The 24,293-nt window shown below is 67.0% G+C and carries 27 protein-coding genes; 13 read left to right on the top strand and 14 right to left on the bottom strand.

Features of this window, described 5'->3' with window-relative positions; all coding sequences use genetic code 11:
* Positions 1-67: 67 nt before the first annotated feature.
* Positions 68-676: a Crp/Fnr family transcriptional regulator gene (locus tag ACFSC3_RS11535; RefSeq protein ID WP_380940585.1), complete on the bottom strand. Its 609-nt coding sequence runs from the start codon at positions 674-676 to the stop codon at positions 68-70.
* Between the two features lie 297 nt (positions 677-973).
* Between ACFSC3_RS11535 and ACFSC3_RS11530 the strand changes: the two genes are divergently transcribed.
* From ACFSC3_RS11530 to ACFSC3_RS11520, 3 genes are all read left to right on the top strand, one after another.
* Positions 974-1,954 carry a ferritin-like domain-containing protein gene (locus tag ACFSC3_RS11530; RefSeq protein WP_380940584.1) on the top strand — a complete coding sequence of 327 codons (981 nt, stop codon included), beginning with the start codon at positions 974-976 and terminating at the stop codon, positions 1,952-1,954.
* 14 nt (positions 1,955-1,968) lie between these two features.
* Positions 1,969-2,970, top strand: coding sequence for a ferritin-like domain-containing protein (locus tag ACFSC3_RS11525; RefSeq protein WP_380940583.1), 1,002 nt, complete (start codon positions 1,969-1,971; stop codon positions 2,968-2,970).
* A gap of 93 nt (positions 2,971-3,063) precedes the next feature.
* Positions 3,064-4,398, top strand: coding sequence for an Nramp family divalent metal transporter (locus ACFSC3_RS11520; protein WP_380940582.1), 1,335 nt, complete (start codon positions 3,064-3,066; stop codon positions 4,396-4,398).
* Positions 4,399-4,488: 90 nt separating this feature from the next.
* On the opposite strand, the gene ACFSC3_RS11515 is transcribed toward ACFSC3_RS11520, so the two are convergent.
* Entirely contained in the window at positions 4,489-5,280 is a 792-nt protein-coding gene (locus ACFSC3_RS11515; protein WP_380940580.1) for a tryptophan 2,3-dioxygenase, read from the bottom strand.
* A gap of 130 nt (positions 5,281-5,410) precedes the next feature.
* Here ACFSC3_RS11515 and ACFSC3_RS11510 point away from each other — a divergent pair, with 130 nt between their 5' ends.
* The 4 genes from ACFSC3_RS11510 to ACFSC3_RS11495 all read left to right on the top strand — a co-directional run bounded on the left by ACFSC3_RS11510 (position 5,411) and on the right by ACFSC3_RS11495 (position 8,961).
* Complete coding sequence (locus ACFSC3_RS11510) at positions 5,411-6,523, top strand: S-(hydroxymethyl)glutathione dehydrogenase/class III alcohol dehydrogenase (protein ID WP_380940578.1); 1,113 nt, start codon at positions 5,411-5,413, stop codon at positions 6,521-6,523.
* Positions 6,524-6,653: 130 nt separating this feature from the next.
* The gene (locus ACFSC3_RS11505) at positions 6,654-7,037 is read left to right on the top strand and encodes a VOC family protein (protein WP_380940577.1); all 384 of its coding nucleotides are present in this window, start codon (positions 6,654-6,656) and stop codon (positions 7,035-7,037) included.
* Positions 7,038-7,243: 206 nt separating this feature from the next.
* Positions 7,244-7,672 carry a DUF2231 domain-containing protein gene (locus tag ACFSC3_RS11500; RefSeq protein ID WP_380940575.1) on the top strand — a complete coding sequence of 143 codons (429 nt, stop codon included), beginning with the start codon at positions 7,244-7,246 and terminating at the stop codon, positions 7,670-7,672.
* Positions 7,669-8,961, top strand: coding sequence for a PQQ-dependent sugar dehydrogenase (locus ACFSC3_RS11495; protein ID WP_380940573.1), 1,293 nt, complete (start codon positions 7,669-7,671; stop codon positions 8,959-8,961). Before ACFSC3_RS11500 ends, ACFSC3_RS11495 begins: the two co-directional genes overlap by 4 nt.
* A 4-nt stretch (positions 8,962-8,965) precedes the next feature.
* Here the strand turns inward: ACFSC3_RS11495 and ACFSC3_RS11490 are convergent, their stop codons facing one another.
* The 4 genes from ACFSC3_RS11490 to ACFSC3_RS11475 all read right to left on the bottom strand — a co-directional run bounded on the left by ACFSC3_RS11490 (position 8,966) and on the right by ACFSC3_RS11475 (position 12,659).
* Positions 8,966-9,898 (bottom strand): hypothetical protein, encoded by a 933-nt coding sequence (locus ACFSC3_RS11490; RefSeq protein WP_380940572.1) that lies wholly within the window; start codon positions 9,896-9,898, stop codon positions 8,966-8,968.
* 311 nt (positions 9,899-10,209) lie between these two features.
* Entirely contained in the window at positions 10,210-12,027 is a 1,818-nt protein-coding gene (typA, locus tag ACFSC3_RS11485) for a translational GTPase TypA (RefSeq protein ID WP_380940571.1), read from the bottom strand.
* 81 nt (positions 12,028-12,108) lie between these two features.
* Entirely contained in the window at positions 12,109-12,399 is a 291-nt protein-coding gene (locus tag ACFSC3_RS11480) for a type II toxin-antitoxin system RelE/ParE family toxin (protein WP_380940570.1), read from the bottom strand.
* Complete coding sequence (locus ACFSC3_RS11475) at positions 12,396-12,659, bottom strand: hypothetical protein (RefSeq protein WP_380940568.1); 264 nt, start codon at positions 12,657-12,659, stop codon at positions 12,396-12,398. The genes ACFSC3_RS11480 and ACFSC3_RS11475 overlap by 4 nt, the downstream gene beginning before the upstream one ends.
* A 144-nt stretch (positions 12,660-12,803) precedes the next feature.
* Between ACFSC3_RS11475 and ACFSC3_RS11470 the strand changes: the two genes are divergently transcribed.
* The 3 genes from ACFSC3_RS11470 (at position 12,804) to ACFSC3_RS11460 (ending at position 16,101) form a co-directional block, all read left to right on the top strand.
* Positions 12,804-14,012 (top strand): toxic anion resistance protein, encoded by a 1,209-nt coding sequence (locus tag ACFSC3_RS11470; RefSeq protein ID WP_380940917.1) that lies wholly within the window; start codon positions 12,804-12,806, stop codon positions 14,010-14,012.
* A gap of 4 nt (positions 14,013-14,016) precedes the next feature.
* Positions 14,017-14,724, top strand: a complete 708-nt coding sequence (locus ACFSC3_RS11465) for a hypothetical protein (protein ID WP_380940567.1) — start codon at positions 14,017-14,019, stop codon at positions 14,722-14,724.
* Positions 14,725-14,841: 117 nt separating this feature from the next.
* Entirely contained in the window at positions 14,842-16,101 is a 1,260-nt protein-coding gene (locus ACFSC3_RS11460) for a hypothetical protein (protein ID WP_380940565.1), read from the top strand.
* A gap of 6 nt (positions 16,102-16,107) precedes the next feature.
* Here the strand turns inward: ACFSC3_RS11460 and ACFSC3_RS11455 are convergent, their stop codons facing one another.
* From ACFSC3_RS11455 to ubiA, 3 genes are read right to left on the bottom strand one after another with little or no spacing between them, the layout of a single operon-like run.
* A complete protein-coding gene (locus tag ACFSC3_RS11455) occupies positions 16,108-16,896 on the bottom strand; it encodes a 3'(2'),5'-bisphosphate nucleotidase CysQ (RefSeq protein WP_380940564.1) in 789 nt (262 codons plus the stop codon).
* Positions 16,889-18,235 carry a TldD/PmbA family protein gene (locus ACFSC3_RS11450; protein WP_380940562.1) on the bottom strand — a complete coding sequence of 449 codons (1,347 nt, stop codon included), beginning with the start codon at positions 18,233-18,235 and terminating at the stop codon, positions 16,889-16,891. The genes ACFSC3_RS11455 and ACFSC3_RS11450 overlap by 8 nt, the downstream gene beginning before the upstream one ends.
* Before the next feature lie 31 nt (positions 18,236-18,266).
* On the bottom strand, positions 18,267-19,178 hold the full coding sequence (gene ubiA, locus ACFSC3_RS11445) for a 4-hydroxybenzoate octaprenyltransferase (protein ID WP_380940560.1): 912 nt from the start codon (positions 19,176-19,178) through the stop codon (positions 18,267-18,269).
* 127 nt (positions 19,179-19,305) lie between these two features.
* On the opposite strand from ubiA, the gene ACFSC3_RS11440 reads away from it, so the two are divergent.
* Positions 19,306-19,845 (top strand): hypothetical protein, encoded by a 540-nt coding sequence (locus ACFSC3_RS11440; RefSeq protein ID WP_380940559.1) that lies wholly within the window; start codon positions 19,306-19,308, stop codon positions 19,843-19,845.
* Between the two features lie 34 nt (positions 19,846-19,879).
* Positions 19,880-20,290 carry a DUF2147 domain-containing protein gene (locus ACFSC3_RS11435; RefSeq protein WP_380940558.1) on the top strand — a complete coding sequence of 137 codons (411 nt, stop codon included), beginning with the start codon at positions 19,880-19,882 and terminating at the stop codon, positions 20,288-20,290.
* Positions 20,291-20,293: 3 nt separating this feature from the next.
* Here ACFSC3_RS11435 and ACFSC3_RS11430 read toward each other — a convergent pair whose 3' ends face one another.
* Positions 20,294-20,770: a hypothetical protein gene (locus ACFSC3_RS11430; RefSeq protein WP_380940556.1), complete on the bottom strand. Its 477-nt coding sequence runs from the start codon at positions 20,768-20,770 to the stop codon at positions 20,294-20,296.
* A 75-nt stretch (positions 20,771-20,845) separates the two neighbouring features.
* On the opposite strand from ACFSC3_RS11430, the gene ACFSC3_RS11425 reads away from it, so the two are divergent.
* Complete coding sequence (locus tag ACFSC3_RS11425; RefSeq protein ID WP_380940555.1) at positions 20,846-21,589, top strand: 16S rRNA (uracil(1498)-N(3))-methyltransferase; 744 nt, start codon at positions 20,846-20,848, stop codon at positions 21,587-21,589.
* Positions 21,590-21,733: 144 nt separating this feature from the next.
* Here the strand turns inward: ACFSC3_RS11425 and ACFSC3_RS11420 are convergent, their stop codons facing one another.
* From ACFSC3_RS11420 to ACFSC3_RS11405, 4 genes are all read right to left on the bottom strand, one after another.
* Positions 21,734-22,543 (bottom strand): energy transducer TonB, encoded by an 810-nt coding sequence (locus ACFSC3_RS11420; protein ID WP_380940554.1) that lies wholly within the window; start codon positions 22,541-22,543, stop codon positions 21,734-21,736.
* A 244-nt stretch (positions 22,544-22,787) separates the two neighbouring features.
* A complete protein-coding gene (locus ACFSC3_RS11415; protein ID WP_380940552.1) occupies positions 22,788-23,735 on the bottom strand; it encodes an aldo/keto reductase in 948 nt (315 codons plus the stop codon).
* The gene (locus ACFSC3_RS11410) at positions 23,732-23,923 is read right to left on the bottom strand and encodes a hypothetical protein (RefSeq protein WP_380940550.1); all 192 of its coding nucleotides are present in this window, start codon (positions 23,921-23,923) and stop codon (positions 23,732-23,734) included. The genes ACFSC3_RS11415 and ACFSC3_RS11410 overlap by 4 nt, the downstream gene beginning before the upstream one ends.
* Positions 23,923-24,264 (bottom strand): hypothetical protein, encoded by a 342-nt coding sequence (locus ACFSC3_RS11405; protein ID WP_380940549.1) that lies wholly within the window; start codon positions 24,262-24,264, stop codon positions 23,923-23,925. Before ACFSC3_RS11405 ends, ACFSC3_RS11410 begins: the two co-directional genes overlap by 1 nt.
* Between the last annotated feature and the right edge of the window lie 29 nt (positions 24,265-24,293).

The raw sequence follows: 24,293 nt of genomic DNA, 5'->3' as shown, positions 1-24,293 counted from the left end.
CTGTGCTTCGACTTCGCTCAGCACGAACGGAAGGGGAAGGGTCGTTTAGGGTCCGGACCCTAACCTCTCAGCTCTTGCCGAAGTCGCCGATCAGCATCCGGTAGCGCGTCTCCGCCGGGCCGTAGCAGGCGCCGGCGATTTCGGTCAGCGCGGCGCGGTCGCGGACCGTAATCTGTCCGCGGGTACAGCGCAGCATCCGCTCCCCCTCCAGCACGTGCAGCGCATCGGTGATGCTCGCGCGGCGGACGTGGAGGGCACCGGCAAGCTCGCCATGGGTGATCGCCATCGCGTCGCCGTCGATCCGGTCGTGCAGCATCAACAGCCAGCGCGCCAGCCGCTGCTCGATCCCGTCGCGCAGGTTGGCGACGATGGTCAGGCTCATCTGCACCGAAAAGGCGTGGGCGAAGCGGAGCATCGCGATGTGGAGCGTCTCGCTGGCACTACAGGCATCGATCAGCGCCTCCGTCGGAATCGCGAGCGCGCTGCCGCCGCCCAACTGGACGATCGCGGTCTGCGGCTCCGGTGCGAAGCTGAGCACCGACGGCCAGCCCAGCAGACCCTCCGACCCGATCAGTCCGATCTCGAACCGTGTACCGTCGTCCAGCGCTTCGGCGACGGAGGCGACCAGCGAAGTCGGGAAGCAGGAAACCGCATGGCCGTTCGACAAGGACGACACGCATTGACCCGCGCTCAACTCGACCCGCCGCAGATGCGGCCGCAGTCTAGCGAAATCTTCGCTTGCTAACGATCCTAAAAGACCGTTGTGCCGCGACGTCTGCGACTGAGTTTCCAAATTCAACACGTCCGCGCGCACAAGAACCTCGCAATCCCAGACTAACATTCGTCGCAAAACGTCTTTTGGATGCACTTTGTCCGCCATCGGACAGATTTATTTTACTTTGGGTCGAACGGCGTCTTCGGGCCGTTCCCCCCCGGATATCGAACAGAGATATCCGACAGGGAGGAGCCCCTCATGGCCGAACAAATGAACGTTATCGACGCGCTGGAAGCGCGGGCGAAGCGCCGTGAGGAGCGGCGTGATTTCTTCAAGACGGTCGGCGGCGCGGCGATGTTCGCCGGCGGCGCTGCGGTCGCGGTCGGCGGTGGCTTCACCGCACTCCAGGCGCAGACCGCGCCGAGCGAGCCCGACGTTTTGAACTTCGCGCTGAACCTCGAATATCTCGAAGCGCAATTCTATTACTACGCATCCTATGGTCAGGGCCTGCCTAGCTCGATCCTTGGAGGTACCGGCACCCCAGGCGCGGTCATCGCGACCAACGCAGGCGCCGTGCCGTTCCAGGACGCCGCGATCCGGGCCTATGCCCGCGAAATTGCCGATGACGAACGCGCGCACGTCGAATTCCTGCGCGGCGCGCTGACCAGCTCGGCGGTGGCGCAGCCGTCCATCGACATTTCGGCGACATCGAGCAGCGCCTTTTCGGTCGCCGCCCGCGCAGCGGGCCTGATCGGTGCCAATGCGACTTTCAACCCTTATGCCGATGACAACAGCTTCCTGCTGGGCGCCTTCATCTTCGAAGACGTCGGCGTCACCGCCTACAAGGGGGCATCGAGCGCGCTCATCAACAACAAGACCTTCCTCGAGGCCGCTGCCGGCATCCTGGCGGCGGAGGCGTATCATGCCGCCATCGTGCGCACGACGCTCTACGCCCGGGGCGTGACCGCGACGTCGCTGATCGACGCGACCGAGGCAATCTCGAACGCACGAGACAGCCTGGATGGAGCGTCCGACATCGACCAGGGCGTCCGCCCGATCGCCGATGCGACCGGCGTTAGCAACAGCAACATCGTACCGACCGACACGAACGGCATCACCTTCAGCCGCACGCCGCAACAGGTGCTGAACGTCGTCTATCTCAACCGCGCTTCGGTGACGCTCGGCGGGTTCTTCCCGGCAGGTGTCAACGGCAACATCCGCGCCAGCGCGGCGAACTGAGGGAGGACCAGATCATGGAACAGAACCACGCATCCGTCCTGCTCGCCGCCTGCGAAAAGCGGCGCGAGGAACGTCGCAGCTTCCTGCGCGCCGCCGGCGGCATCGCCGCGATCGGTGCCGGCAGCAGCCTGCTCGCCGCCTGCAAGGAGGAAACGACGCCCGGCCAGTCGACCCCGACGCCGACGCCCAGCACATCCGCCCCCAGCGAAGCCGATGTGCTGAACTTCGCGCTGAACCTCGAATATCTTGAGGCGCAATTCTACAGCTTCGCCGCCTTCGGTGTGGGCCTCGATGCCAATCTGCTGACCGGCACGGGTACGCAAGGCACCGTCACCGGCGGCCAGCGCGTGACCTTCACCGATCCGCTGGTGGCGGCCTATGCGCGCGAGATCGCACGGGACGAAATCGCCCACGTCACCTTCCTGCGCACGGCTCTCGGGGCCAGCGCACGCATCGCGATGCCGTCGATCGATATCGGCAGCAGCGCATCGGGCGCCTTCTCCAGTGCGGCGCGGGCGGCCGGGCTGATCACCGGGACCACATCGACCTTCGACCCTTATTTCAGCGACGAGAATTTCCTGCTCGCCGCCTATCTGTTCGAAGACGTCGGCCCGACCGCCTACAAGGGCGGCATCCGCTTCCTGACGACCGCCTCGGTGGTTGAGGCCGCGGCCGGCATCCATGCGGCGGAGTCCTATCATGCGGGCCTGATCCGCACGGTCCTCTACCGCAAGGGCCTGACCACCGCGTCGCTGATCACCAGCGCGGACCGGATCTCCGATGCGCGCGACAGCCTGGACGGGTCGACCGATCTCGACCAGGGGATCAGTTCGTCAGGCTCGGGCGCCTCGATCAAGTCGAACATCGTGCCCACCGACACCAGCGGCATCACCTTCACCCGCACGCCGCAACAGGTGCTGAACGTCGTCTATCTGAACTCACGTTCGGTCGACCGCGGCGGCTTCTTCCCGAACGGCGTCAACGGCAACCTGCGGGCCAGCGCCGCCAACGCCTGATCCGTCGTTTAAGCGACTGAAAATGAACGGGGCGGTTTGCTCATCGAGCAAGCCGCCCCTATCATTTGGGAAAATTGGGGGGAGACCGACCGGATGGCGCCACCGCCACTGGCCACCGACACGCCTGAGACACACACGCCAAGCCTGTCCGAAGTTCATCGGAGCGTGCCGACGCACGCGCTGGGCCTTCCGTTCTGGCGGCGGCTGGGCGCGTTCATGGGGCCGGGCTATCTGGTCGCGGTCGGTTACATGGACCCCGGCAACTGGGCGACCGACATCGCCGGCGGGTCGGCGTTCGGCTACACGCTGCTGTCGGTCATCCTGCTCAGCAACATCATGGCGATGGTGCTCCAGGCGCTGTCGGCGAAGCTCGGCATCGTCGGCGGGCTCGACCTCGCCCAGGCCTGCCGTGCCAGCTATTCGCGGCCCGTGAACCTGACCCTGTGGGCGCTCTGCGAGCTTGCGATCGTCGCCTGCGACCTGGCCGAAGTCATCGGTACCGCGATCGCGCTCAACCTGCTGTTTGGCCTGCCTTTGGTGCTGGGCATCGTCATCACCGCGGTCGACGTGCTACTCATCCTCGGGCTCCAGCGCTTCGGCTTCCGCAAGCTGGAGGCGTTCGTCATCGCGCTGCTGGCGATCATCGCCGGCTGCTTCGCCGTGCAGCTCGCCTTCGCGCAGCCGTCGATCGCGGGCATCCTCGACGGCCTGATCCCCCGCGCGGAGATCATCACCAATCCGGCGATGCTCTATGTCGCGATCGGCATCCTCGGCGCGACCGTCATGCCGCACAATTTGTATCTCCACTCGTCGATCGTGCAGACCCGCGCCTTCGATCGCTCGCCCGCGGGCAAGCGCGAGGCGTTGAAGATGGCGACGATCGATTCCTCGGTCGCGCTGTTCCTGGCGCTGTTCATCAACGCTTCGATCCTGATCCTGGCGGCGGCGACGTTCCATTCGGCCGGCCGCACCGATGTCGCGGAGATCCAGGACGCGTACCAGCTGCTCTCGCCGATGCTCGGCGTCGGCGTCGCGAGCACATTGTTCGCGGTGGCGCTGCTGGCATCGGGACAGAATTCGACCGTGACCGGGACGCTCGCCGGTCAGATCGTGATGGAGGGGTTCCTCAATATCCGCTTGCCGATGTGGCTCCGACGGATGGTGACGCGCCTGCTGGCAATCGTGCCGGCGGCGATCGTCGCAGGGCTCTACGGCGAGAGCGGCACCGCGCGGCTGCTGGTGCTGAGCCAGGTCGTGCTGAGCCTGCAACTGCCCTTCGCGATGGTGCCGCTGGTGCAGTTCACGGGTGATCCGGCGCGGATGGGGCCGCACGCGAACCGTGGCTGGCTGAAATATGCGGCGTGGGCGATCTGCGCGGTGGTGATCGCGCTGAACGTCACGCTGTTGTGGAATGTGTTTGCGGGCTAGTCGGTGCTCCCGCGCAGGCGGGAGCCCAGGGTTACGGAGGTTATCGCATGCGGCTCTGGGCTCCCGCCTGCGCGGGAGCACCGCAGGAAATCACAACGCCGTCCGCACGCTCAACAGCTCGGGAAAGAACCCCTGCTCCAGCACCTTGGCGAGGTACGCGACCCCCGCGGTCCCGCCGGTGCCGGTCTTGAACCCGATCACCCGCTCGACCGTCTTCAGATGCCCGAACCGCCACAGCTGGACGTGATATTCCAGGTCGACCAGCTTCTCCGCCAGCTCGTACATGTCCCAATGCGTCGTCGCATCGGCATAGACCGCCGCCCATGCCGCCTCGACCGCGGGCGACGCGACATAGGGTTGAGTCCAGTCCCGCTCCAGACGATCGGCCGGCACGTCGAAGCCGCGCCGGGCGAGCAGGCGCAGCGCTTCGTCATACAGGCTCGGCCGCGCCAGTTCCTCGGCCAGCGCGGCGGCAACCTCGGGCTCGCCGGCATGGACGTCGACCATCTCGGGCTTCTTGTTGCCCAGCAGGAACTCGATCGATCGATACTGGTCCGACTGGAAGCCGCTCGACGTGCCGAGCTTGCCGCGCATCGCCGTGTAATCCGCCGGCGTCATCGTCGCGAGCACCTCCCACGACTGGATCAGCTGCGCCTGGATACGCACGACGCGGCTCATCATCTTGAACGCCGGGTTCAGATCGTCGGCGATCAACGCGTCGCGGGCAGCGCGCAGTTCGTGCAGGCACAGCTTCAGCCAGATCTCGCTCGACTGGTGGATCGCGATGAACAGCAGTTCGTCATGCGCGTCGCTCAGCGGCGATTGCAGGTCGAGCAGTTCGGGCAGGCGCAGGTAGCTGCGGTAGGTGATCGAATTGGCCATAAGCTACCCCCTACTCCGTTCGCCCTGAGCTTGTCGAAGGGCTGTCCTTCTTCGTGCCACAGGCTATGCGGAAGCGAAGAAAGGCAGGGCTTCGACAAGCTCAGCCCGAACGGAACTTGGAGCATCCCTGATGAAGACCCGCGCCGCCGTCGCCTTCGAAGCGAAGAAGCCGCTCGAAATCGTTGAACTCGATCTGGAAGGCCCGAAGCCCGGCGAAGTGCTGGTCGAGATCATGGCGACCGGCATCTGTCACACCGACGCCTACACGCTCGACGGCCTCGATTCGGAAGGCATCTTCCCGAGCGTCCTCGGCCATGAAGGGGCTGGCATCGTCCGCGAAGTCGGCGTGGGCGTGACCAGCGTCGTTCCCGGCGACCATGTCATCCCGCTCTACACCCCCGAATGCCGCCAGTGTAAGTCGTGCCTCAGCGGCAAGACCAACCTGTGCACCGCGATCCGAGCGACACAGGGCAAGGGGCTGATGCCCGACGGCACCACGCGCTTCAGCTATAAGGGCCAGCCGATCTTCCATTACATGGGCTGCTCGACCTTCTCGAACTTTACCGTCCTGCCCGAAATCGCGGTCGCCAAGATCCGCGAGGACGCGCCGTTCCAGACGAGCTGCTACATCGGCTGCGGCGTGACGACGGGCGTCGGCGCGGTGACCAACACCGCCAAGGTGCAGGCGGGCGACAATGTCGTCGTCTTCGGTCTCGGCGGCATCGGCCTGAACGTCATTCAGGGCGCGCGGATGGTCGGCGCGGGGCGGATCGTCGGTGTCGACTTGAACCCGGATCGCGAAAGCTGGGGCCGCCAGTTCGGCATGACTGACTTCATTGACGCGCGGGGCAAGAGCCGCGAGGACGTGATCGCCGCCGTCGCGGCACTGACCGATGGCGGCGCCGACTACACCTTCGACTGCACCGGCAATACGGAAGTGATGCGCACCGCGCTCGAATGCTGCCATCGCGGCTGGGGCACCAGCATCGTCATCGGCGTGGCGGAGGCCGGCAAGGAAATCGCCACCCGCCCGTTCCAGCTCGTCACCGGCCGCAACTGGCGTGGCACCGCATTCGGTGGCGCGAAGGGCCGCACCGATGTGCCGAAGATCGTCGACTGGTACATGAACGGCAAGATCGCAATCGACCCAATGATCACCCATGTGCTGAGCCTCGAGGAGATCAACAAGGGCTTCGACCTGATGCACGCGGGCGAGAGCATTCGCAGCGTCGTGGTGTACTGAACGGCGCCCAACATTAATCCGTCATCCCCGCGAAAGCGGGAATCCAGGCTCGCTTATCCCCGCCCGTCGGTTGCTTGGCCCTGGATTCCCGCCTTCGCGGGAATGACGAACGTTATCTTAGGAGGGACCAATGTTCACCCACGTCATGCTCGGCATGAACGACCTCGACGAGTCTAAGGCCTTCTACGACGCCACCCTCGGGACGCTCGGCATCGCGCCCGGCCGCGTCGATCCGAAGGGCCGCGTGATCTACATGAACGATGGTGGGCGCCTGCTGCTGACCAAGCCGATCGACGGCCAGCCCGCCTGCCACGCCAACGGCGGCACGATCGGCTTCGCTGCGGCCTCCGCCGAGCAGGTCGATGCCTGGCAGGCAGCCGGCGTTGCCAACGGCGGTACCGCGATCGAGGATGCCCCTGGCATGCGCGACGCCGGCTTCGGCAAGCTCTACCTCGCCTATCTGCGCGACCCCGCCGGCAACAAGGTCTGCGCGTTGCACCGCGTTGTGGAGTAGAACCGTACCACCACCTCCGTTCGTGCTGAGCCTGTCGAAGCACCGTACTTCGTGCCGCGACCGACGCTCTGGCGTGTCGAAGAACGGTGCTTCGACAGGCTCAGCACGAACGGGGTGAGGTCCAGCGCCCGGCGCCCAAACGCAACCAATCCCGCCGCCGCACATTGCCTTCTCCGAACCGTCCCGCATCGGACGGCACGGAGACCATGACGATGTTCGCCACGACCCGCCCGGGGTTGCTCCACCCGCTTCACGCAATCCTGCTCGCCTTCCCCGTTGCGCTGTTCACCGGCGCGCTGGCGGCCGACATCGCCTATCTGAACTCGGCCGAAATGCAGTGGTCGAACTTCGCGGCGTGGATGATCGTCTTCGCGCTCGTCTTCGGCGGGCCGGTGCTGCTCTGGTCGCTGCTGCTGCTGGTCCGACGCCGCAATCGCGGGCCGGCGCGCTTCTATTTTGCGTTCCTCGCGGTCGCCTGGGTGCTGGGGCTGGTCAACGCCTTCCAGCATAGTCGCGACGCCTGGGCCTCGGTCGGGGTTGCCGGTCTGATCCTGTCACTGCTGTCGACGGGCCTTAACCTCGCCGCCGCCTGGATCGGCTATTCCGCCACCGTCGATCGGGAGATGGTCCGATGACCCCTCGCTTCGCCCTTCTCGCCCTGCCCTTCGCGCTCGCCGCCTGTGGCGGACAGCCGCGGGACCTGAATCAGACCGGTGCCGACCCGCAGCTGCCCGCACAGGACCAGACGCTTGTTCCCCCGATGAAGATCGCCAAGCCGATCGGCTGGGGCGATGCGACCCCGACCGTGCCGGCGGGCTTCACCGCGACCGCGATCGCCACCGACCTTGCCGTCCCACGCCAGATGCTCGTGCTGCCCAACGGCGACCTGCTGATCGCGGAAGGCAGGGGCGGCCACGCGCCCAAGCTGCGGCCAAAGGATGTGATCGCGGGCTATATCAAGAGCCTGGGGACAACCAGCGTGAAAGGTGGCGACCGCATAACCCTGTTGCGCGACACCAACGGCGACGGGCGGCCGGACGCCCGGACGGTGTTCGTCTCCGATCTCGACGCGCCCTACGGCCTCGCCTTCGCAAACAACTATCTCTACGTCGCCAATCAGGGCGACCTGCTGCGCTTTCCCTACCAGACCGGCGCGACGCGACTGACGCGCGGCGAGCGGATCACCAAGCTGCCGTCGGAGGTCAACCACCACTGGACCAAGTCGCTGACGGTCAGCCCCGATGGCCGGCGGCTGTACGTCGGCATCGGCTCCAACAGCAACGTCGGCGAACGGGGCATGGAGGTCGAGGAAGAACGCGCGGTGATCTGGGAAATCGACGCCGCGACCGGCGCGCGCCGCACGCTTGTCACCGGCATCCGCAACCCGACTGCGCTCGCCATCGAACCCGACACCGGCGCGCTATGGTCGGTGGTCAACGAACGCGACGAACTCGGCCCGCGCCTCGTCCCCGACTATCTGACCCGCATCCGCCCGGGCGCCTTCTACGGCTGGCCCTACAGCTATTGGGGACAGAACGCCGACCCGCGCGTCCATCCGCAGCGCCCCGACATGGTCGCAAAGGCGGTGCGGCCCGACTATGCGCTCGGCAGTCACGTCGCCGCACTGGGCCTCTCCTTCGCCCGCAACGGCGGGTTCGGCGGCAATTTCGTGAACGGCGCCTTCGTCGGCGAACACGGCAGCTGGAATCGCCAGGATCTGGACGGGTACAAGGTCGCCTGGATACCCTTTGCCGGCGGACGCCCGGCCGGACCGCCGCAGGATTTCGTGACCGGCTTCATCACTGCCGACGGCAAGGCGCGCGGCCGGCCGGTCGGGGTGGCCTTCGATCCCCAGCGACGTGCGCTCTACATCGCCGACGATCTGGCGAACACGATCTGGCGGGTGGCGCCGACCGGGCGGTAACGCGTCAGCAGCGCAACGTCAGCTTGCGCGCGCGCAGGTCGACGGTGATCGACACGCAGTTCGCCAGCGCGTCGCGGCCGACGCGGAGCAGCCGTTGCGCGGCGGGCGGATCGGTTTTTGCCTTGACGACGACAGCGTCGGCTTCACCATCGTCGGACGTCAGCGTCTTCAGGTTCTGAGCCTGTCCGTAATCGACGATGCGGGCGGACAGCGACGCCAGCCTGACCGGGCCGATCGCGAGCGGCATGCGCAACGCCAATGTCCGGACCGGTCTCGCGACACCGTTGATGATCATCTCCGACCGCGGCGGCCCGACCATGCTGCCGCCAAGCACCGGGGCAATGACCCGCGCCGCCGGAGCGGTGACGACCGATTCGGGATAGGCCAGCTCGATCCGCATCGCGATCTTCGCTCCGCCGACCGGCAGCGTGGCATAGACCATATTGGTGCGGTCGTAGCGGTCGAAGGGGAACACGGTGTCGAGCGCATCCGGCCTGTCCCGACCGAGCTGGAAGATCACACTGCGATAGCCGAGGCTGCGGGGACCGACGATGCAGTCTGCCCCCTCGACGGTGCGATAGCTGCTCCAGCGCACGCCCAGCTCAGAACTCTGGCCAAGGATCGTGACGGGCAATGTTGCGCGTCCGCCCACCACGTCGACCGAACCCACGCTAGCGATCAGGACCGGGCTGTCGCCCGTGATCCCGGAGCGCGCGATGAAGTCCGGGTTGCACATCAGATAGCGTGGACCGCTCGGCTCGACCAAGACGGTCCCGATGTGGCCGGCGATGGTCATCGACAACCGGGTAGTCGGCCGGTCGGACCGCGCACAGACGATGACCTCGTCCGGTGTCGATTGGCACGGTCGCTGGCCGACCGAAGCGTCTAGGACCAGGGTCGAGCCCGCCTGGAGCAGGATCGCTAGTGCGCCGGGCATGGTGGGCGTCGCGTCATCGGACGCGATGGTGGGGCAGCCGTGGGATGCTGTCCAGCGTAGGTTTGGAGGGGATTCGCACCCTCCCCGTTCGTCCTGCGCCTGTCGAAGCACCGCTCTCCGGGCCGCGGGCGGTTTGCTCGCGGAGGGAAGAACGGCCCTTCGACAGGCTCAGGGCGAACGGGTTTTGGGATCAGCGCCGCGGCGAAGCCGTGAGCCCGCCGCGGCAAAGCCGCGTCGTCGAACCTCGCTTGAGCGAGGCCGGCCGGGCCGCCTGAGTGGGCGCTGGCCGCAGCCTTCGCTGCGGCCTCGCTTTAGGCGGCCTTCGCGCGGCTGGCGCGCTTGCGCTCGTTCGGGTCCAGGTGGCGCTTGCGCAGACGAATCTTCGTCGGCGTCACTTCGACCATCTCGTCGTCGTCGATGTACGCGATCGCCTGTTCGAGCGTCATCTTCTTCGGCGGGGTCAGGCGGACGGCGTCGTCCTTGCCGCCCGACGCGCGGAAGTTGGTCAGCTGCTTCGCCTTCATCGGATTGACCTCAAGGTCTTCCGTCTTGGCGTTTTCGCCGATGATCATGCCCTCGTAGAGCGCCTCGCCATGGCCGACGAACAGGATGCCGCGATCCTCGAGCGGACCGAGCGCGTAGGATTGCGCCTCGCCATTGCCGTTGGAAATCAGCACGCCGTTCTTGCGCCCTTCGATCTGGCCCTTGTGCGGGCCATACTTCTCGAACAGCCGGTTCATGATGCCGGTACCGCGCGTGTCGGACAGGAATTCGCCGTGATAGCCGATCAGGCCACGCGACGGTGCCGAGAAGGTGATGCGGGTCTTGCCGCCACCCGACGGACGCATGTCGACCATCTCGCCCTTGCGCTGGTTCATCTTGTCGACGACCGTGCCCGAGTGCTCTTCGTCCACGTCGATGACGACCGTTTCGTACGGCTCCATCTTCTGGCCGTTCTCTTCGCGGAACAGCACACGCGGACGGCTGATGCCCAGCTCGAAGCCTTCGCGACGCATCGTCTCGATCAGCACGCCCAGCTGAAGCTCGCCGCGGCCGGCGACTTCGAAGCTGTCCTTGTCGGCCGCCTCGGTCACCTTGATGGCGACGTTGGTTTCCGCTTCGCGCATCAGGCGGTCGCGGATCATGCGGCTGGTCACCTTGGTGCCCTCACGCCCCGCCATCGGCGAATCGTTCACAGCGAAGCGCATCGACAGCGTGGGCGGATCGATCGGCTGCGCCTGGATCGCTTCAGTGACCGAGGTGTCGCAGATCGTGTTCGACACGGTCGCGACGCTCAGGCCCGCGAGCGAAATGATGTCGCCGGCGCGCGCTTCCTCGACCGGCACGCGCTCCAGCCCGCGGAAGCTCATCAGCTTCGACGCGCGGCCGGTTTCGATGACCTTGCCATCCATGTCGAGCGCGTGGATCGGCTGGTTGACCTTCACCACGCCCGACTGGACGCGGCCCGTGAGCACGCGGCCCAGGAAGTTGTCGCGGTCGAGCAGCGTCACGAGGAAGCTGAACGGCGCGTCCTGGTCGAGGTTCGGCGGCGGGACATGGTCGACGATCTTCTGGAACAACGGCTCCAGCGTGCCTTCGCGGCGCGCGGGATCGTCACTGGCGTAACCGTTGCGGCCCGAAGCGTAGAGGACCGGGAAATCGAGCTGTTCGTCGGTCGCTTCCAGCGTCACGAACAAGTCGAACACTTCGTCCAGCACTTCCTGGATGCGCTCGTCCGGGCGGTCGACCTTGTTGACGACGACGATCGGCTTCAGACCCAGCGCCAGCGCCTTGCCGGTCACGAACTTCGTCTGCGGCATCGCGCCTTCCGACGAATCGACCAGCAGGACGACGCCGTCGACCATCGACAGGATGCGCTCCACCTCGCCGCCGAAGTCGGCGTGGCCCGGGGTGTCGACGATGTTGATCCGCGTGCCGTTCCACTCGATCGAGGTCGGCTTGGCGAGAATCGTGATCCCGCGCTCCTTTTCGAGATCGTTCGAATCCATCGCGCGCTCTTCCACGCGCTGGTTGTCGCGGAAGGTACCCGACTGGCGGAACAGCTGGTCGACCAGCGTGGTCTTGCCATGATCGACGTGCGCGATGATGGCGATATTGCGGAGGTTCATCGAAAATCCCGGGATGCGCCGCGGTTAGTCGCAGGCGTTCGCGGGGCGCCCCTTAGCGCAAATGCTGCGTTGCGGGAAGGGTCAGTCGAAGGACACGTCACTTAGGTCGCGCGCGCCGTGAATGATTCGCAACAATTCGACCCGTCCGTCCACCGTCGCGTAGAACATCCGGTACTTGCCGATCGTGCGGCTGCGCAGGCCCGGGAACAGCTTGTCTTGCGGCGTGCCGATACCGGGCCGCTCGACAAGACCGGCCCACGCATCGAGGATCCGGTCGAGCCAGGCGTCGGCGGCGACCGGATTGTCCGCAGCGATGTACAGCCATGTTTCGCGCGCGTCCCGCGTTGCTGCGGGCGCCCAGTCGAACCTCAACGCTCGCCTGTTCGAATGAAGCGACGAAGTTCGTCGCGATCCCACGACTCCGCCGGCCCGCTATCGAGCCCTTCCTGGATCAACTCTCGCAGTTTCTGCATCGGCAGGCCCGTGTCCTCGTCGATGGCATCGACGGCTTCCAGAAACACCTGATCGCCCACCCTGACAACCCGTACCTCGCTGGTGTCGAAGCCGAACCCGCCGATCATCTCGATCGACTCCCCACGCTCGGTCTTGGTGATCTTGGCGACAGCGTTCATCAGGCACCTTCCTCGCCGTGGAATATAGCGCACGGCCCCATCCTTGTCATCGCACCGGGTGCATTATACATGCAACACGGTTGAAGCGGCGCGCGTTCGTCTCCACAACGCTGTCGAACCGTTCGAAATTTCCAAGAGGCGATGATGGCCACCACCGAGACCACGACTGCCGAACCCACGCTGACGCTCACCCCGCCCGATCCGGTGCCGACGGTTCAGGCCGAAAAGGCCGCGGGACTGGTGCCCGTCGATGCCGGCACCCGGTCCAAGCTGGAGGAGCGCGTCGACACCTTCGTCACCGATCTCGTCGCGCAGGACGTCAACTCGCCTGAGTTCGGCAAGCGGGTCGATGCCATCACCGCGATGGGCGCCAAGGAAATCCGCGAGGCCGCCGGCCAGTCGAACCGCTTCCTCGATCGCCCGGTCAAGGCGATGGACAAGGACAGCGGCGTCGGTGCCGATCTGGCCGCGCTGCGCCGGACGATCGAGGACCTCGATCCCGGCAAGCAGGGCAATCTGATGACGTCGAAGAAGCTGTTCGGGATCATCCCGTTCGGCAACAAGATGCGCGACTATTTCGACGGCTATAAATCGTCGCAGACGCACATCTCGACGATCCTGAAGAGCCTGGCCAGCGGCAAGGACGAGCTCCTCATGGACAATGCCGCGATCGACGTGGAGCGGCAGAACCTGTGGAACGCGATGGGTCGCCTGGAGCAGATGATCCATCTGTCCAAGACGATGGACCAGGCGCTGGAGGACAAGGCCAACGAACTCGACCACAGCGATCCCGCCAAGGCCAAGGCGATCCGCGAAACCGCACTGTTCTACACCCGCCAGCGCACCCAGGACCTGCTGACGCAGATGGCGGTCACCGTGCAGGGCTATCTGGCGCTCGACCTGGTCAAGAAGAACAATGTCGAGCTGGTGAAGGGCGTCGACCGCGCCAGCACCACCACGGTCGCGGCGCTGCGCACGGCGGTGACGGTCGCGCAGGCGCTGACCAACCAGCGCCTCGTGCTCGAGCAGATCACCGCGCTCAACACGACGACCGCGAACATCATCGATTCGACGGGCAAGCTGCTGAAGTCGCAGACCGCGCAGATCCACGAACAGGCCGCCGCCTCGACCATCCCGATCGAGACGCTGCAACGCGCATTCCAGAATATCTACGACACGATGGACGCGATCGACGTGTTCAAGCTGAAGGCGCTCGACAGCATGAAGACGACGGTCAACACGCTGGGACAGGAGGTCGAGAAGTCGAAGGGCTATATTGCCCGTGCCGAGGGCCAGGCGCAGGCCCGCGTGTCGGGACCGGCGACCGATCAGTTCAAGCTGGAATCGCTCTGATCCCATGAGCGAGGTCGACGACGTCATCGCCCGGTCGAACGAAATGCTCGACCGCACGCGCGCCAATTCGCGGGGCGCATCGGCTCGGTCGCGCAAGGCGCGGCAGAACGAGGTCGGCAAGCGGATCGCGCGCATCGCGATCGTGGACGCGGTGATCCTGATCGCGGCGGTCGTCGTCGGTTTCTTCATTCCACTCGGCATGTTCGGCGCGCTGGCGGTGATGGCGCTGCTGATCGCGGCGACCGTGTTGCTCGCCTTCGCCCCGGCAGAACCCGAAGTCCGCGCCGAGACGCTGCCGTCGACCCCGCTGCGGACACTGCCGCTGCAAACCGAAGCCTGGCTCGACCGCCAGCGCCCGGCCCTCCCTGCGCCCGCTCAGACGCTGGTCGACGCGATCGGCGTCCGGCTCGACACGCTCGGCCCCCAGTTGACCGCGCTCGACGACGGCGCGCCGGTGGCGGTCGAACTTCGCAAGCTGATCGGCGAACAACTGCCCGAACTGGTCAAAGGCTACACCGCGGTCCCCGAGCCGCTCCGCCGCGTTCCGCGGAACGGGCGGACGCCGGACGAGCAGCTGACGGATGGCCTCAAGCTGATCGAGCAAGAAATCGGCGAGATGTCGGCGAGCCTCGCGCAAGGCGATCTCGATCGGCTGTCGACACGGGAACGGTATTTGCAGATCCGCTACCGTGAAGATGGGCTGGAAGGATAATATCCGACTTTATATCAAAGCAATTGCGCAACACTCCTGATCCACATCAGTATCTCTTGACCACCCGCCCTTGCCCCGTTGATATTCGGTGTATCGATACGGAGGGGGCGTGACGTGATGCGCAAGGTTTTGACGGTTCTCGCGTGCGTCGCCCTCGCCGCGCCCAGCGTGGCGCAGGACATGGACGAGGCCGATTTCAAGGTCATGAAAGAGGTCGGGAGGGCGCAGCTCGACGGTAGGCTGCTGGATGCCGACCAATTGCTGAGATCGCGGGCTTTTGATGCCGACGGCAATCCGCGAGATGCGATGTATAGTCGATGGGCAGAGTTGCAGGGAGTTCTGACGGGCATTCCGGGCGAACGCCTCGGCGGGCCTAAACCGATTGATCCGTACGCCCCTGGCGTGAAGCAGATTGCGACGGCGACACCGCGCGACGCCATCGCCACGATCGTCGAGCGCGCCCGAACGACGCGCATCGTCGTCCTCAACGAGAGTCACGGCAGCCCGCGCAGCCGCGCTTTCGGTCTCGAGGTCGCACGCGCGCTGCGTCCGCTCGGCTATGACTTGCTGAGCGTCGAAACGTTCAACAACGATGCCGACCCGACCAAGGCCGCTGCGATGATGACGAAGCTGGCGAAGGACGGATACCCGCGGCGAACGACCGGCTACTACACCCGCGACCCGGTGTTTGCCGACTTCATCCGCCAGGCGTTGGCGCTAGGCTACCGCCCGTTCGCGCATGAGGAAACCGATCACGGCACCGAAGGCGGCTGGCCCGCCCGGATCGCCCGGCGCGAAGCCGCGCAGGCGGATCTCATCGCGAAGATGCTGGCCGCCAACCCCAAGTCCAAGGCGCTGATCTTCGTCGGCTTCAGCCATGCCACCGAACAGCCTGTCCCCAGCGACGAGGGCGAGCCGACCCGCTGGATGGCGACGCGGCTGAAGGCGATGACCGGCATCGATCCGCTGACGATCGACCAGACCACCCTCGATGAGCGGACCGGAAGCGCCGGCCTCTACGCCCTGATCCGTCCGAAGATCGGCGCCCGATCCGTCACGCTGTTCGATGGCGACGAGCCCCTGGTCGTCGGCAATTATCGCGGCCTGCTCGATCTGCAGGTCGCCCATCCGCCGCTGAAGGTCGTCGACGGGCGCCCCGATTGGCTGGCGATCATGAACCGCACGCCGACCGCCATTCCGGTGGAGTACCTACCGACCAAAGGCACGCGTCTGGTCCAGGCCTATGTCGCGTCGGAAGCGGAGGATGCGATTCCGGTCGATCAGGTGCTGGTTACCGCCGGGGAGGCGCCGCCCAAGCTCTACTTGCCGAAGGTGCCCGTCCGATATGTCGTACAGGATCCGACCCCGGCACCCTGACGGCCTTTACCCAGCCGCCCTCGCTGCCCGCTCCGCCAGCCGCTCGACAGCGGCGGCATGGATACCCGGCGCCGTCGCCAGCACGCCGAACGCCTTTGCGCCTACGGTATTGAAATCCAGCCGCCCGCCGAACGCGTCGGTCACCGTCGCCCCGGCTTCCTGCGCGATCAGGACGGCGGCGGCGATGTCCCATTCGTTGCCCCAGCGCAGCGTCGCGAGCAGGTCGGCCTCGCCCGCCGCGACCATCGCCATGCGCAGCGCGATCGAGTTGGGCTTGGCGACCGCTAGCAGATCGCGGTCCTCGCGCGGCAGGCTGTCGGTGGGGGCACGGCTGCCGGCAAGTTCGGTACGCGCGGACACCGTCAGTGCGACGCCGTTGCGCACCGCCCCGCCCCCGAGCGCCGCGGACCAGAGTTCGTCGCGCGCCGGGGCCGCCAGCACCGCCGCCACCGGCCGCCCGTCCTCGACCAGCGCAACCGACACGCACCAACCGATCCGGCGGCGGATATAGTCGCGCGTCCCGTCGATCGGGTCGACCACCCACAGCCGCCGTTTCCCCAGTCGCACCGGATCGTCGACCGTCTCCTCCGACAGCCAGGCGGCATCCGGGTCGATCGCCGCGAGCCGGGCCTTCAGCAACGCATCGACCTCCAGGTCGACCGCGCAGACCGGGTGACCGGGCGCCTTGTCCCAGGTCTCGAAGCCTTCGTCCCATCGCCGCATGGCGAGGGCACCCGCCTCCTGCGCGGAGGCAGCGATGGCGGGCAGCAGGTCGGACGCGTCGCGGTCAGGCACTGGCGACCGTCATCCCGTCGATCCGCAGCGTCGGCGCGTTGACGCTGCCGCGGAATTCCAGGTCGTTGGCCGGCGTGATCGCGGCGAACATCGCCTTCAGATTGCCGGCGATGGTGAATTCGCTGACTGGCCGGGTGATTTCCCCGTTCTCGATCAGGAAGCCCGCCGCGCCCATCGAATAGTCGCCGGTCACGCCGTTGATGCCATGGCCAATCGTTTCGATCACCAGCACGCCGCGATCGATCTCGCCGATCAGCGTGTCGCGGGGGATATGGCCGGCCGCCATATAGAGGTTGGTCGAACCGACGCCCGGCCCGGAGCCGACACCGCGGGTGGCGTGACCGGTCGGCTCCAGCCCCAGCTGGCGGGCCGAAGCGCTGTCGAGCAGCCAGGTCTCCAACATGCCGTCGGTGACGATCTCCGTCGGCGAAACGGGCAATCCCTCCCCGTCGAACGGCCGAGAGCGCAAGCCCCGCGGGCGATGCGGATCGTCGACGACGGTGATGCCGGCGGGAAAGATCCGCGTACCCATCGCATCGAGCAGGAAGCTGGTCCGGCGCGCGATCGCAGGCCCGGCGATGGCGCCGAGCAGCGAGCCGAGCAGCCCGCCCGACAGCCGCCGGTCGAACACCACCGGCATCGCGCCGCCCGCGATCCGCCCCGATCCGACCCGCGCCGTCGCACGCTCGCCGGCAAGGCGACCGGTCGCCTCGGCGGCTTCGAGTTGCGACTGATGGCGAGCGCTGTGGCTGGCATAGTCGCGCTCCATCGCACCCGCCGGCCCGGCGAGCATCGTCGCCGACTGGCCATAGCTGCTGAGCGTGTAGCCGCCGGCAAAGCCGTGGCTGGTCGCCAGACCGATGACGACACGGCTGGCCGAGGCGCTGGCGCCATCGCTCTTGCCGGCAGCGGCGGCGGCGCGCGCGCCCTCCTCGACGGCCAGCGCGCGCGTCTTCAGCACGTCGGGCGCGGGATCGCCGCCGTCGTCGAGGTCGAGGTCCGGCGGCGTGCCGTGGAGCAGCCGTTCGGCCGGCGCCAGCCCCGCCCAGGGGTCCTCCGGCGCCAGCTTCGCCATCGCGACCGCGCGTTCCACCAGCGTGTCGAGCGCATCGTCGGACAGGTCAGAGGTCGAGACGCTAGCCGATCGCTTGCCGACGAACAGGCGCAGACCCAGTTCGGCGCTTTCCGAGCGGCCGACGTCTTCCAGCGCGCCGTCGCGGACATGGACGGCGGTCGACGCGTCGGCGACAAAGAGGGCATCGGCGGCATCGGCACCGGCGGCACGGGCGCGTTCGACGATGCGGTGGGCGGCGTCGGTGGCTTGGGACGTGGTCAGCATCGCTCGCAGGTAGGGAGCCGCACCGCCAAGGTCAAAGCACCGTGCCGACGCAGGCGCAGGCCAGCGCCATCAGCAACCCGGCGTTGCGGTTCGCGCGGAAGCGGGCGAGTGCGTTCGCGCCGTCAGCGGGCACGAGCGTGGCGACCTGCCAGCCGAAGTGCAGCGCGACCGGCGCCAGCGCGACGAGCGCCAGCGGATCGGGCCGCGTCAGCCACACCGCCCCGCCCCACAGCGCGATCGCAGCGGCATAGAAGCCCGCGACCCCGCCCCGCACCCGCGCGCCCATCGCCCGCGCCGACGACCGGACGCCGACCATCGCATCGTCCTCGATATCCTGGAGCGCATAGATGGTGTCGTAGCCGATCACCCAGGCGATCGACCCGGCGTAGAGCAGCGCCCCGGCGAGGCTCAGCCCGCCCGTCACCTCGACCCAGCCGACCAGCGCCGCCCAGCTGAACACCATGCCCAGCCACGCCTGCGGCCACCATGTGATCCGCTTCATGAACGGATAAGCAGCGACGAGCGCGAGGCTGCCAATCGCGACTATGGCGGCAGGCAAATGCAACTGAAGCAGGACGACGAGGCCGATCAAGCTCAGGCCGACAAGCCAGATCCACGCCGCCTTTACCGACACCGCCCCGCTGGCGATCGGCCGGCTGGCGGTGCGCGCGACCTGCCGGTCGAGATCGCGGTCGACGATGTCATTATAGACGCACCCCGCCCCGCGCATCGCAATGCTGCCGATCAGGAACCAGAGGATCAGCGGCCACCGCGTTTGCAGCCCCCCCGCCAGCAGCACCGCCCAGGCGCCTGGCCAGAACAACAGCCACCAGCCGATCGGCCGATCGAACCGGGCGAGCAGCGCATAGGCCCGCACGCGCGGCGGCAGGCGACCGACCAGCCCGCGATGCTCGCTATCGGGAACGATCTGGGCCGAGGTCATGCGCGAATGTTGAGAAAGTTGAGACGTGCGACGCGTTCGTCGATCGGCGGTTGCGGGACGGGACTGGACAGGTGACAGACCATAGCCGCAGCCTGTGGCAGATTGCAGTGATGTAGGAAAATAGTTCGTGTTGCTGCGTGCGCGGGTTAGCATGCCGGTCGGAGAAACCGCCATGCTGCGTCCATTTGCCACCATCACCGCCGCCGCCACGCTAGTCGCAAACGCGTCCACGTGCAGCGGCCATGCCACCCGGGCCGAGGCCGATGTCGCCGGAGAACGGGTCTACGAGGAGGCCGATCTGATCGTGGAAGGTACGGCCGGTCCCAAGTCAGACGCGTATCGCGACATCTGCTTCGGCCGTGACGGCAAGCCACAACCAGGGGACGATGGACGCACGGTGTCACTCGACCGCCCGTTCGTCATCCACCGCGTCCTCAAAGGGCGCGCGCCTGAGCGGGCGATCATGGCCTATGAACCGGCTACGGCGTCAGCGTTCGGCTGCGGTATCCTGTATCGGGACTTTGACGAAGATCCGCCCGAAGATCTGCGCCATGTCATGGTGTTGCGCCAGACCGCGGACGGTCGTTATCGGCCGGTCAGCAGCTGCGCGCGGGTTGCCTTGCGGAACTCCCGGCGCGGACAGGTCTTGTTCAAGCGCGCCGGGTAGAAGCGGCGTTCGGATATCTTGGAAAGCCTCTACGATGCGCCTTCTCCCCCTCCTCGCCGCCGCCCTGATCGCCACCCCCGCCGCCTCGGCGCCGCCCGCCCCCAAATGGCAGGGCGTGTGGAAGAACGCGGCGAACAGCGTCCACATCCGCACCGCCCCCTGCGGTCGCGGGGCGATGTGCGGAACGGTCGTCTGGGCGAACGCAAAGGCCAAGGCGGATGTCGCCGAACGCGGCGGCCGGCTGGTTGGCGCACAGCTGTTCCGCAACTTCGAGCAAGGTCCGGACGGGGTGTGGGAGGGCGAAGTCTATGTCCCCGACCTCGACCGCAGCTTCTCGGGCACGATCACGTTGCAGGGCGCGAATACCTTGGTCGGCGAAGGCTGTCTGTTCGGCCGACTGGGCTGCAAGCAACAGGTGTGGACGCGGGTCGCTGGCAGGAAGTGACGATCAGGCGGGCGGGGTCGTGCTCCAGCAGGAGGCGAGTTCGCTGCGCACCTTGGCGGCGAACGCAGCGAGTGGCGTACCGACGTTGGTGCTGATCGTCAGTCGAGTGCCGTAAGCGGACCCATAGCTCGATTCGACGTCGAGCGTGACGGAGATCCCGTCTAGAATGATCTCGCCATCATTACCGTCGAACGGGAGGCGCGGCTTTACCGGCGGCAGGTCGGCAAACGCCTGAATCACACGTCCGACGCCGGGGCAACGCTTCCCGTCGGCCCAGTCGGTCGTCTTCACGCCGTCCACCGTTCGCGTCCGGCGCACCCATACCGTCTGCGGCGTCCGGTCTGCTGAATTGCCGAAGCCATAGACAATCTCCTCTCCCCTACGCAGTGCTTCGCCATAGGTCAGCGTCGCCCATGTCGGGCGATCCGACGGAGCAGCCTGCACGGCCGATGCCGCGGCGAGAGCGAGGATCGTTAGCATGCGGCGATGCTATCGCGCTTCGCCCCCAGCACCAACCCTCGACTTCGCGCTGGGTCCGCGGCATCTGACGTCGCCATGATCGCCACTCCCGCCTGGCCGCCGCAATCGACCCCGCGTCTGTTCGTCGAAACGCCGCTGTCCGAAGGGACGGCGGTGCGGATCGAGGGTGGGCAGGCCCATTACCTCGGCACCGTCATGCGGACGAAGGCCGGCGATCCGGTGAAGCTGTTCGACGGCGTCAGCGGCGAATGGCTGGCGGTCGCCGAGCATGTCGGGAAGCGCGACCTGACATTGGTCGTCCGCGAGCAGTTGCGCGCACCCGAGACCGTTCCCGACCTGTGGCTGGTCGCGGCGCCGCTGAAGAAGGGGCGGATCGACTGGCTGGCGGAAAAGGCGTGCGAGCTGGGCGTCGCGCGGCTGGTTCTGGCGGAGACGCGGCGGACGGTGGTCGATCGGGTCAACCTCGACCGGCTGCGCGCGCACATGATCGAGGCGGCGGAGCAATGCGGGCGGACGGCGGTCCCGGACCTCGCCGACCTCGCCAAGCTGTCCGCGGTGCTCCGGGAGTGGGATGCTGGGCGGACGCTCTATTTCGCGGACGAAACCGGTGGCGAACCGGCGTTTGCGGCGATGCAGGCGCGCAAGGGGCCGGCGGCGATCCTGATCGGGCCGGAGGGCGGCTTCACGGTCGAGGAGCGCGAGGCGGTGCGTGCGGTGCCCGGCGCGGTCGGCGTGTCGCTGGGGCCGCGCATCCTGCGGGCGGATACCGCGGCGGCGGCGGCGGTCAGCGTGTGGATGGCGGCGGCGGGGGATTGGTAGACTGACGCCCGTTCATCCTTCCCTGTAGGGGGAGGTGGCGCGCGCCAGCGTGACGGACGGGTGTCACCCTTTCCGGATAGCGGGACACCCCTCCGTCAGGCCTTCGGCCTGCCACCTCCCCTTGCAGGGGAGGATGAATTCACCTCAAAACCACCGCCGCCGCCGCTCGACCCGTGGCGGCGGTTCGCGCAGGTCTTCCTCGGTCATCTCGTTCACCCACTCGTGGTTCTCGACGATGTCGGCCTGCACCGGCCGCCCCGCTCCATCCAGCGAGGGGCGGTAGCGGAAGCGCTGTTCGATCAGGCGGCAGGTCGTCTGGTCGAGCAATGGCTCGCCGCTGGAGCGGGTGATGCGGCAATTCGTCACGCGACCATCGGTGCGTACCGTGTAGCGCACACCGACCAGCCCCCCGCGCGTCGTCTCGCGCAGGGCGTCGGGGAAGTCGGCATCGCTGATCCGGCCGCTGCGGAAACGCGGTGGCGTTTCGTCCCGCCCGCCGCCACCGCCGCCGTCCCCGTCACCGCCGTCCCCGCTGCCCAGCCCGTCGCCGACACCGCCCGCACCCGTGCCCGGCCCGGCGATCTGCGCGGAGCCCGTCGACGCCTCGACACCGACCGAGGGCGTCGGCGCGACGACCACCGGCGGCGGGGGCACGGGCACGTCGACCGGCGGCGCGACGATATCGGTCGCGCGTGAGCGGAGGTTCGGGGGCGACGCGGCGGCTTCCTTGCGCAGGTCGGGCGCGCGTTTGGGTTCGACCGTCTTCGGTCTGGGCGGCGTCGGCTCGGGGGGTTTGTCGGGAAGGACCGTGAACAGGTCTAGCGGATTGCTGGCCGTCGGATCGAACCGCACGCCGAGGCCGATGACGAGCGCCCACAACAGCGCACCCGGAATCGCGACGGCAGCGATCGCGGCGGGAATGCGGTCCTTGGTCGGAGGGGCGTAGCGGGCCATGGCTGGCGGCTAAACGCTTGAGGCTGAATGTCGGCTGGCCGGGGCGCTTAGGAAGAAGAAAGATTGTTCGGCGCCCCTGCGGGCGCAAGGCGCGAAGCCGCTAAGAGGTTGCGCTACTTGGCTGGGCAGCAGCTTTTACAACGAAGGTTTGAGGTGTCTTCCGATCGCTGGCGTCAAGTGAGACATCTTCGCGCCTTGCGTCCCGCAGGGACGCCCAAACAGCCTTCCTTCTTCTATGCGCCTTCTAAGCCCCAGCCGCAGTCAGCCTGTCGAGTTGGTCCTTCGACAACTCCAGATCCCACGCCCCGACCAGTTCCTGTAGCTGCTCGACGCTCGTCGCGCTTGCGATCGGTGCGGTCACGCCTTCCTGCGCCATCAGCCAGGCGAGCGCGATCTGGGCGAGGCTGGCGCCCGTTTCCGCTGCCACCGCGTCCATCGCCGCGAGCACATCGGCGCCCCTGCCGGCCAGCAATTCGCCCATCCGCCCGCCGCGGACGCTCTTTCCGAGGTCGCTTTCGGTCCGATATTTGCCGGTCAGGAAGCCCGAGGCGAGGCCATAATAGGGCAGCACCGCGATGTTCTGCGCGATGCAGTAATTCTCCAGCTCGCCTTCGAACTTGGTCCGACTGACGAGATTATATTCGGGTTGCAGCACGTGATAGTGCGGCAGGCCCTGATCGCGCGCGATGTCGTTGGCCGATTTCAGCCGCATCGCGTGGAAATTCGATGCGCCGACGACGCGGACCTTGCCGGCGTCGACCAGCCGACCGAAGGCGCCGAGCACATCCGCCTGCGGCACGTCCTCGTCATCCTGGTGCGCGTAATAGAGGTCGATGCGGTCGGTTTGCAGGCGTTCGAGTGACGCCTCGACCGCCGCGGCGATACGGCTCGGCGCCAGCTTCTCGCCGCCCTCGCCCGGTAACATGCCGACCTTGGTCGCGATCAACACCTTGTCGCGCTTGCCCGACTGCCCGAGCCACCGGCCGATCACGCTTTCCGACTCGCCGCCCTGGTGCCCCGGCACCCAGGCCGAATAAACGTCGGCGGTGTCGATCATCGTCCCGCCGGCACCGACGAAAGCGTCGAGCACGGCAAAACTAGTCGCCTCGTCCGCGGTCCAGCCGAAGACGTTTCCGCCGAGCACCAGCGGCGCGATCTCGAGGTCGGTCGCGCCGAGTTTGCGCGGGATCATGATCGATTTCCTGTCTCGACGACGGCATTCAGGTCGACGGCATTGGCGTCGAGCATCGCCGCTGCGTCATTCAACTCCTGCGCCTCGCTGGCCGTCAGGCCGCCGGGGTCGTTGGCGGCGTCCGAACCGCACCCGACGATCGTCAGGGCGGCCGGCAGGGCCAGGACGAGGCGCAGGCGTCGGGTCATCAATCGCGGATCGTATTCCCCGCGCGGACCATTGCATTGCCGGTCGCATCCGCAGCGCGGTCGAGCGCGCGGCCGGTCGCATCGGCGGCGCGATCGGCACCGTTTTCGATCCGGTCGCCGGTGCGGTCGAGCGCCCGGCCGGCATCGTCCGTGGCGTTCTCGGCCGAGCGCATCGCATCGTCCGTCGCCGCTTCGACGTCGTCGCCGGCTTCGCGCATCGTGGCATTGGCGTCGGCGGTCGCGTTGTCCACGTCGTTCGCCATCGATTCCTGCGTCCGGTCGCTGCACGCGCCGAGACCAAGGCCGGCGGCGAGAATCAGCGGAAGCACGATCTTCTTCATGGAGGGCATCCCTTTCCTGTTTGAACTGA

It is taken from the genome of Sphingomonas floccifaciens (assembly GCF_042681125.1).
GTDB lineage: Bacteria > Pseudomonadota > Alphaproteobacteria > Sphingomonadales > Sphingomonadaceae > Sphingomonas > Sphingomonas floccifaciens.
The sequence above is the reverse complement of the archived record's forward strand: the minus strand, read 5'-3'. Positions and strand labels throughout refer to the sequence as shown.

Bases quoted from the DNA above. Each gene is read 5' to 3' on its own strand.
- ACFSC3_RS11450 (WP_380940562.1), bottom strand. From the start codon at position 18,235: ATGCTGACCACGTCCCAAGCCACCGACGCCGCCCACCGCATCGTCGAA.
- ACFSC3_RS11490 (WP_380940572.1), bottom strand. From the start codon at position 9,898: ATGCCCGGCGCACTAGCGATCCTGCTCCAGGCGGGCTCGACCCTGGTC.
- ACFSC3_RS11460 (WP_380940565.1), top strand. From the start codon at position 14,842: ATGCGCAAGGTTTTGACGGTTCTCGCGTGCGTCGCCCTCGCCGCGCCC.
- ACFSC3_RS11470 (WP_380940917.1), top strand. From the start codon at position 12,804: ATGGCCACCACCGAGACCACGACTGCCGAACCCACGCTGACGCTCACC.
- ACFSC3_RS11435 (WP_380940558.1), top strand. From the start codon at position 19,880: ATGCGCCTTCTCCCCCTCCTCGCCGCCGCCCTGATCGCCACCCCCGCC.
- ACFSC3_RS11410 (WP_380940550.1), bottom strand. From the start codon at position 23,923: ATGACCCGACGCCTGCGCCTCGTCCTGGCCCTGCCGGCCGCCCTGACG.
- ACFSC3_RS11515 (WP_380940580.1), bottom strand. From the start codon at position 5,280: ATGGCCAATTCGATCACCTACCGCAGCTACCTGCGCCTGCCCGAACTG.
- ACFSC3_RS11475 (WP_380940568.1), bottom strand. From the start codon at position 12,659: ATGAACGCTGTCGCCAAGATCACCAAGACCGAGCGTGGGGAGTCGATC.
- ACFSC3_RS11425 (WP_380940555.1), top strand. From the start codon at position 20,846: ATGATCGCCACTCCCGCCTGGCCGCCGCAATCGACCCCGCGTCTGTTC.
- ACFSC3_RS11415 (WP_380940552.1), bottom strand. From the start codon at position 23,735: ATGATCCCGCGCAAACTCGGCGCGACCGACCTCGAGATCGCGCCGCTG.
- ACFSC3_RS11525 (WP_380940583.1), top strand. From the start codon at position 1,969: ATGGAACAGAACCACGCATCCGTCCTGCTCGCCGCCTGCGAAAAGCGG.
- ACFSC3_RS11405 (WP_380940549.1), bottom strand. From the start codon at position 24,264: ATGAAGAAGATCGTGCTTCCGCTGATTCTCGCCGCCGGCCTTGGTCTC.
- ACFSC3_RS11520 (WP_380940582.1), top strand. From the start codon at position 3,064: ATGGCGCCACCGCCACTGGCCACCGACACGCCTGAGACACACACGCCA.
- ACFSC3_RS11505 (WP_380940577.1), top strand. From the start codon at position 6,654: ATGTTCACCCACGTCATGCTCGGCATGAACGACCTCGACGAGTCTAAG.
- ACFSC3_RS11465 (WP_380940567.1), top strand. From the start codon at position 14,017: ATGAGCGAGGTCGACGACGTCATCGCCCGGTCGAACGAAATGCTCGAC.
- ACFSC3_RS11430 (WP_380940556.1), bottom strand. From the start codon at position 20,770: ATGCTAACGATCCTCGCTCTCGCCGCGGCATCGGCCGTGCAGGCTGCT.
- ACFSC3_RS11510 (WP_380940578.1), top strand. From the start codon at position 5,411: ATGAAGACCCGCGCCGCCGTCGCCTTCGAAGCGAAGAAGCCGCTCGAA.
- ACFSC3_RS11420 (WP_380940554.1), bottom strand. From the start codon at position 22,543: ATGGCCCGCTACGCCCCTCCGACCAAGGACCGCATTCCCGCCGCGATC.
- ACFSC3_RS11495 (WP_380940573.1), top strand. From the start codon at position 7,669: ATGACCCCTCGCTTCGCCCTTCTCGCCCTGCCCTTCGCGCTCGCCGCC.
- typA (WP_380940571.1), bottom strand. From the start codon at position 12,027: ATGAACCTCCGCAATATCGCCATCATCGCGCACGTCGATCATGGCAAG.
- ACFSC3_RS11530 (WP_380940584.1), top strand. From the start codon at position 974: ATGGCCGAACAAATGAACGTTATCGACGCGCTGGAAGCGCGGGCGAAG.
- ACFSC3_RS11500 (WP_380940575.1), top strand. From the start codon at position 7,244: ATGACGATGTTCGCCACGACCCGCCCGGGGTTGCTCCACCCGCTTCAC.
- ubiA (WP_380940560.1), bottom strand. From the start codon at position 19,178: ATGACCTCGGCCCAGATCGTTCCCGATAGCGAGCATCGCGGGCTGGTC.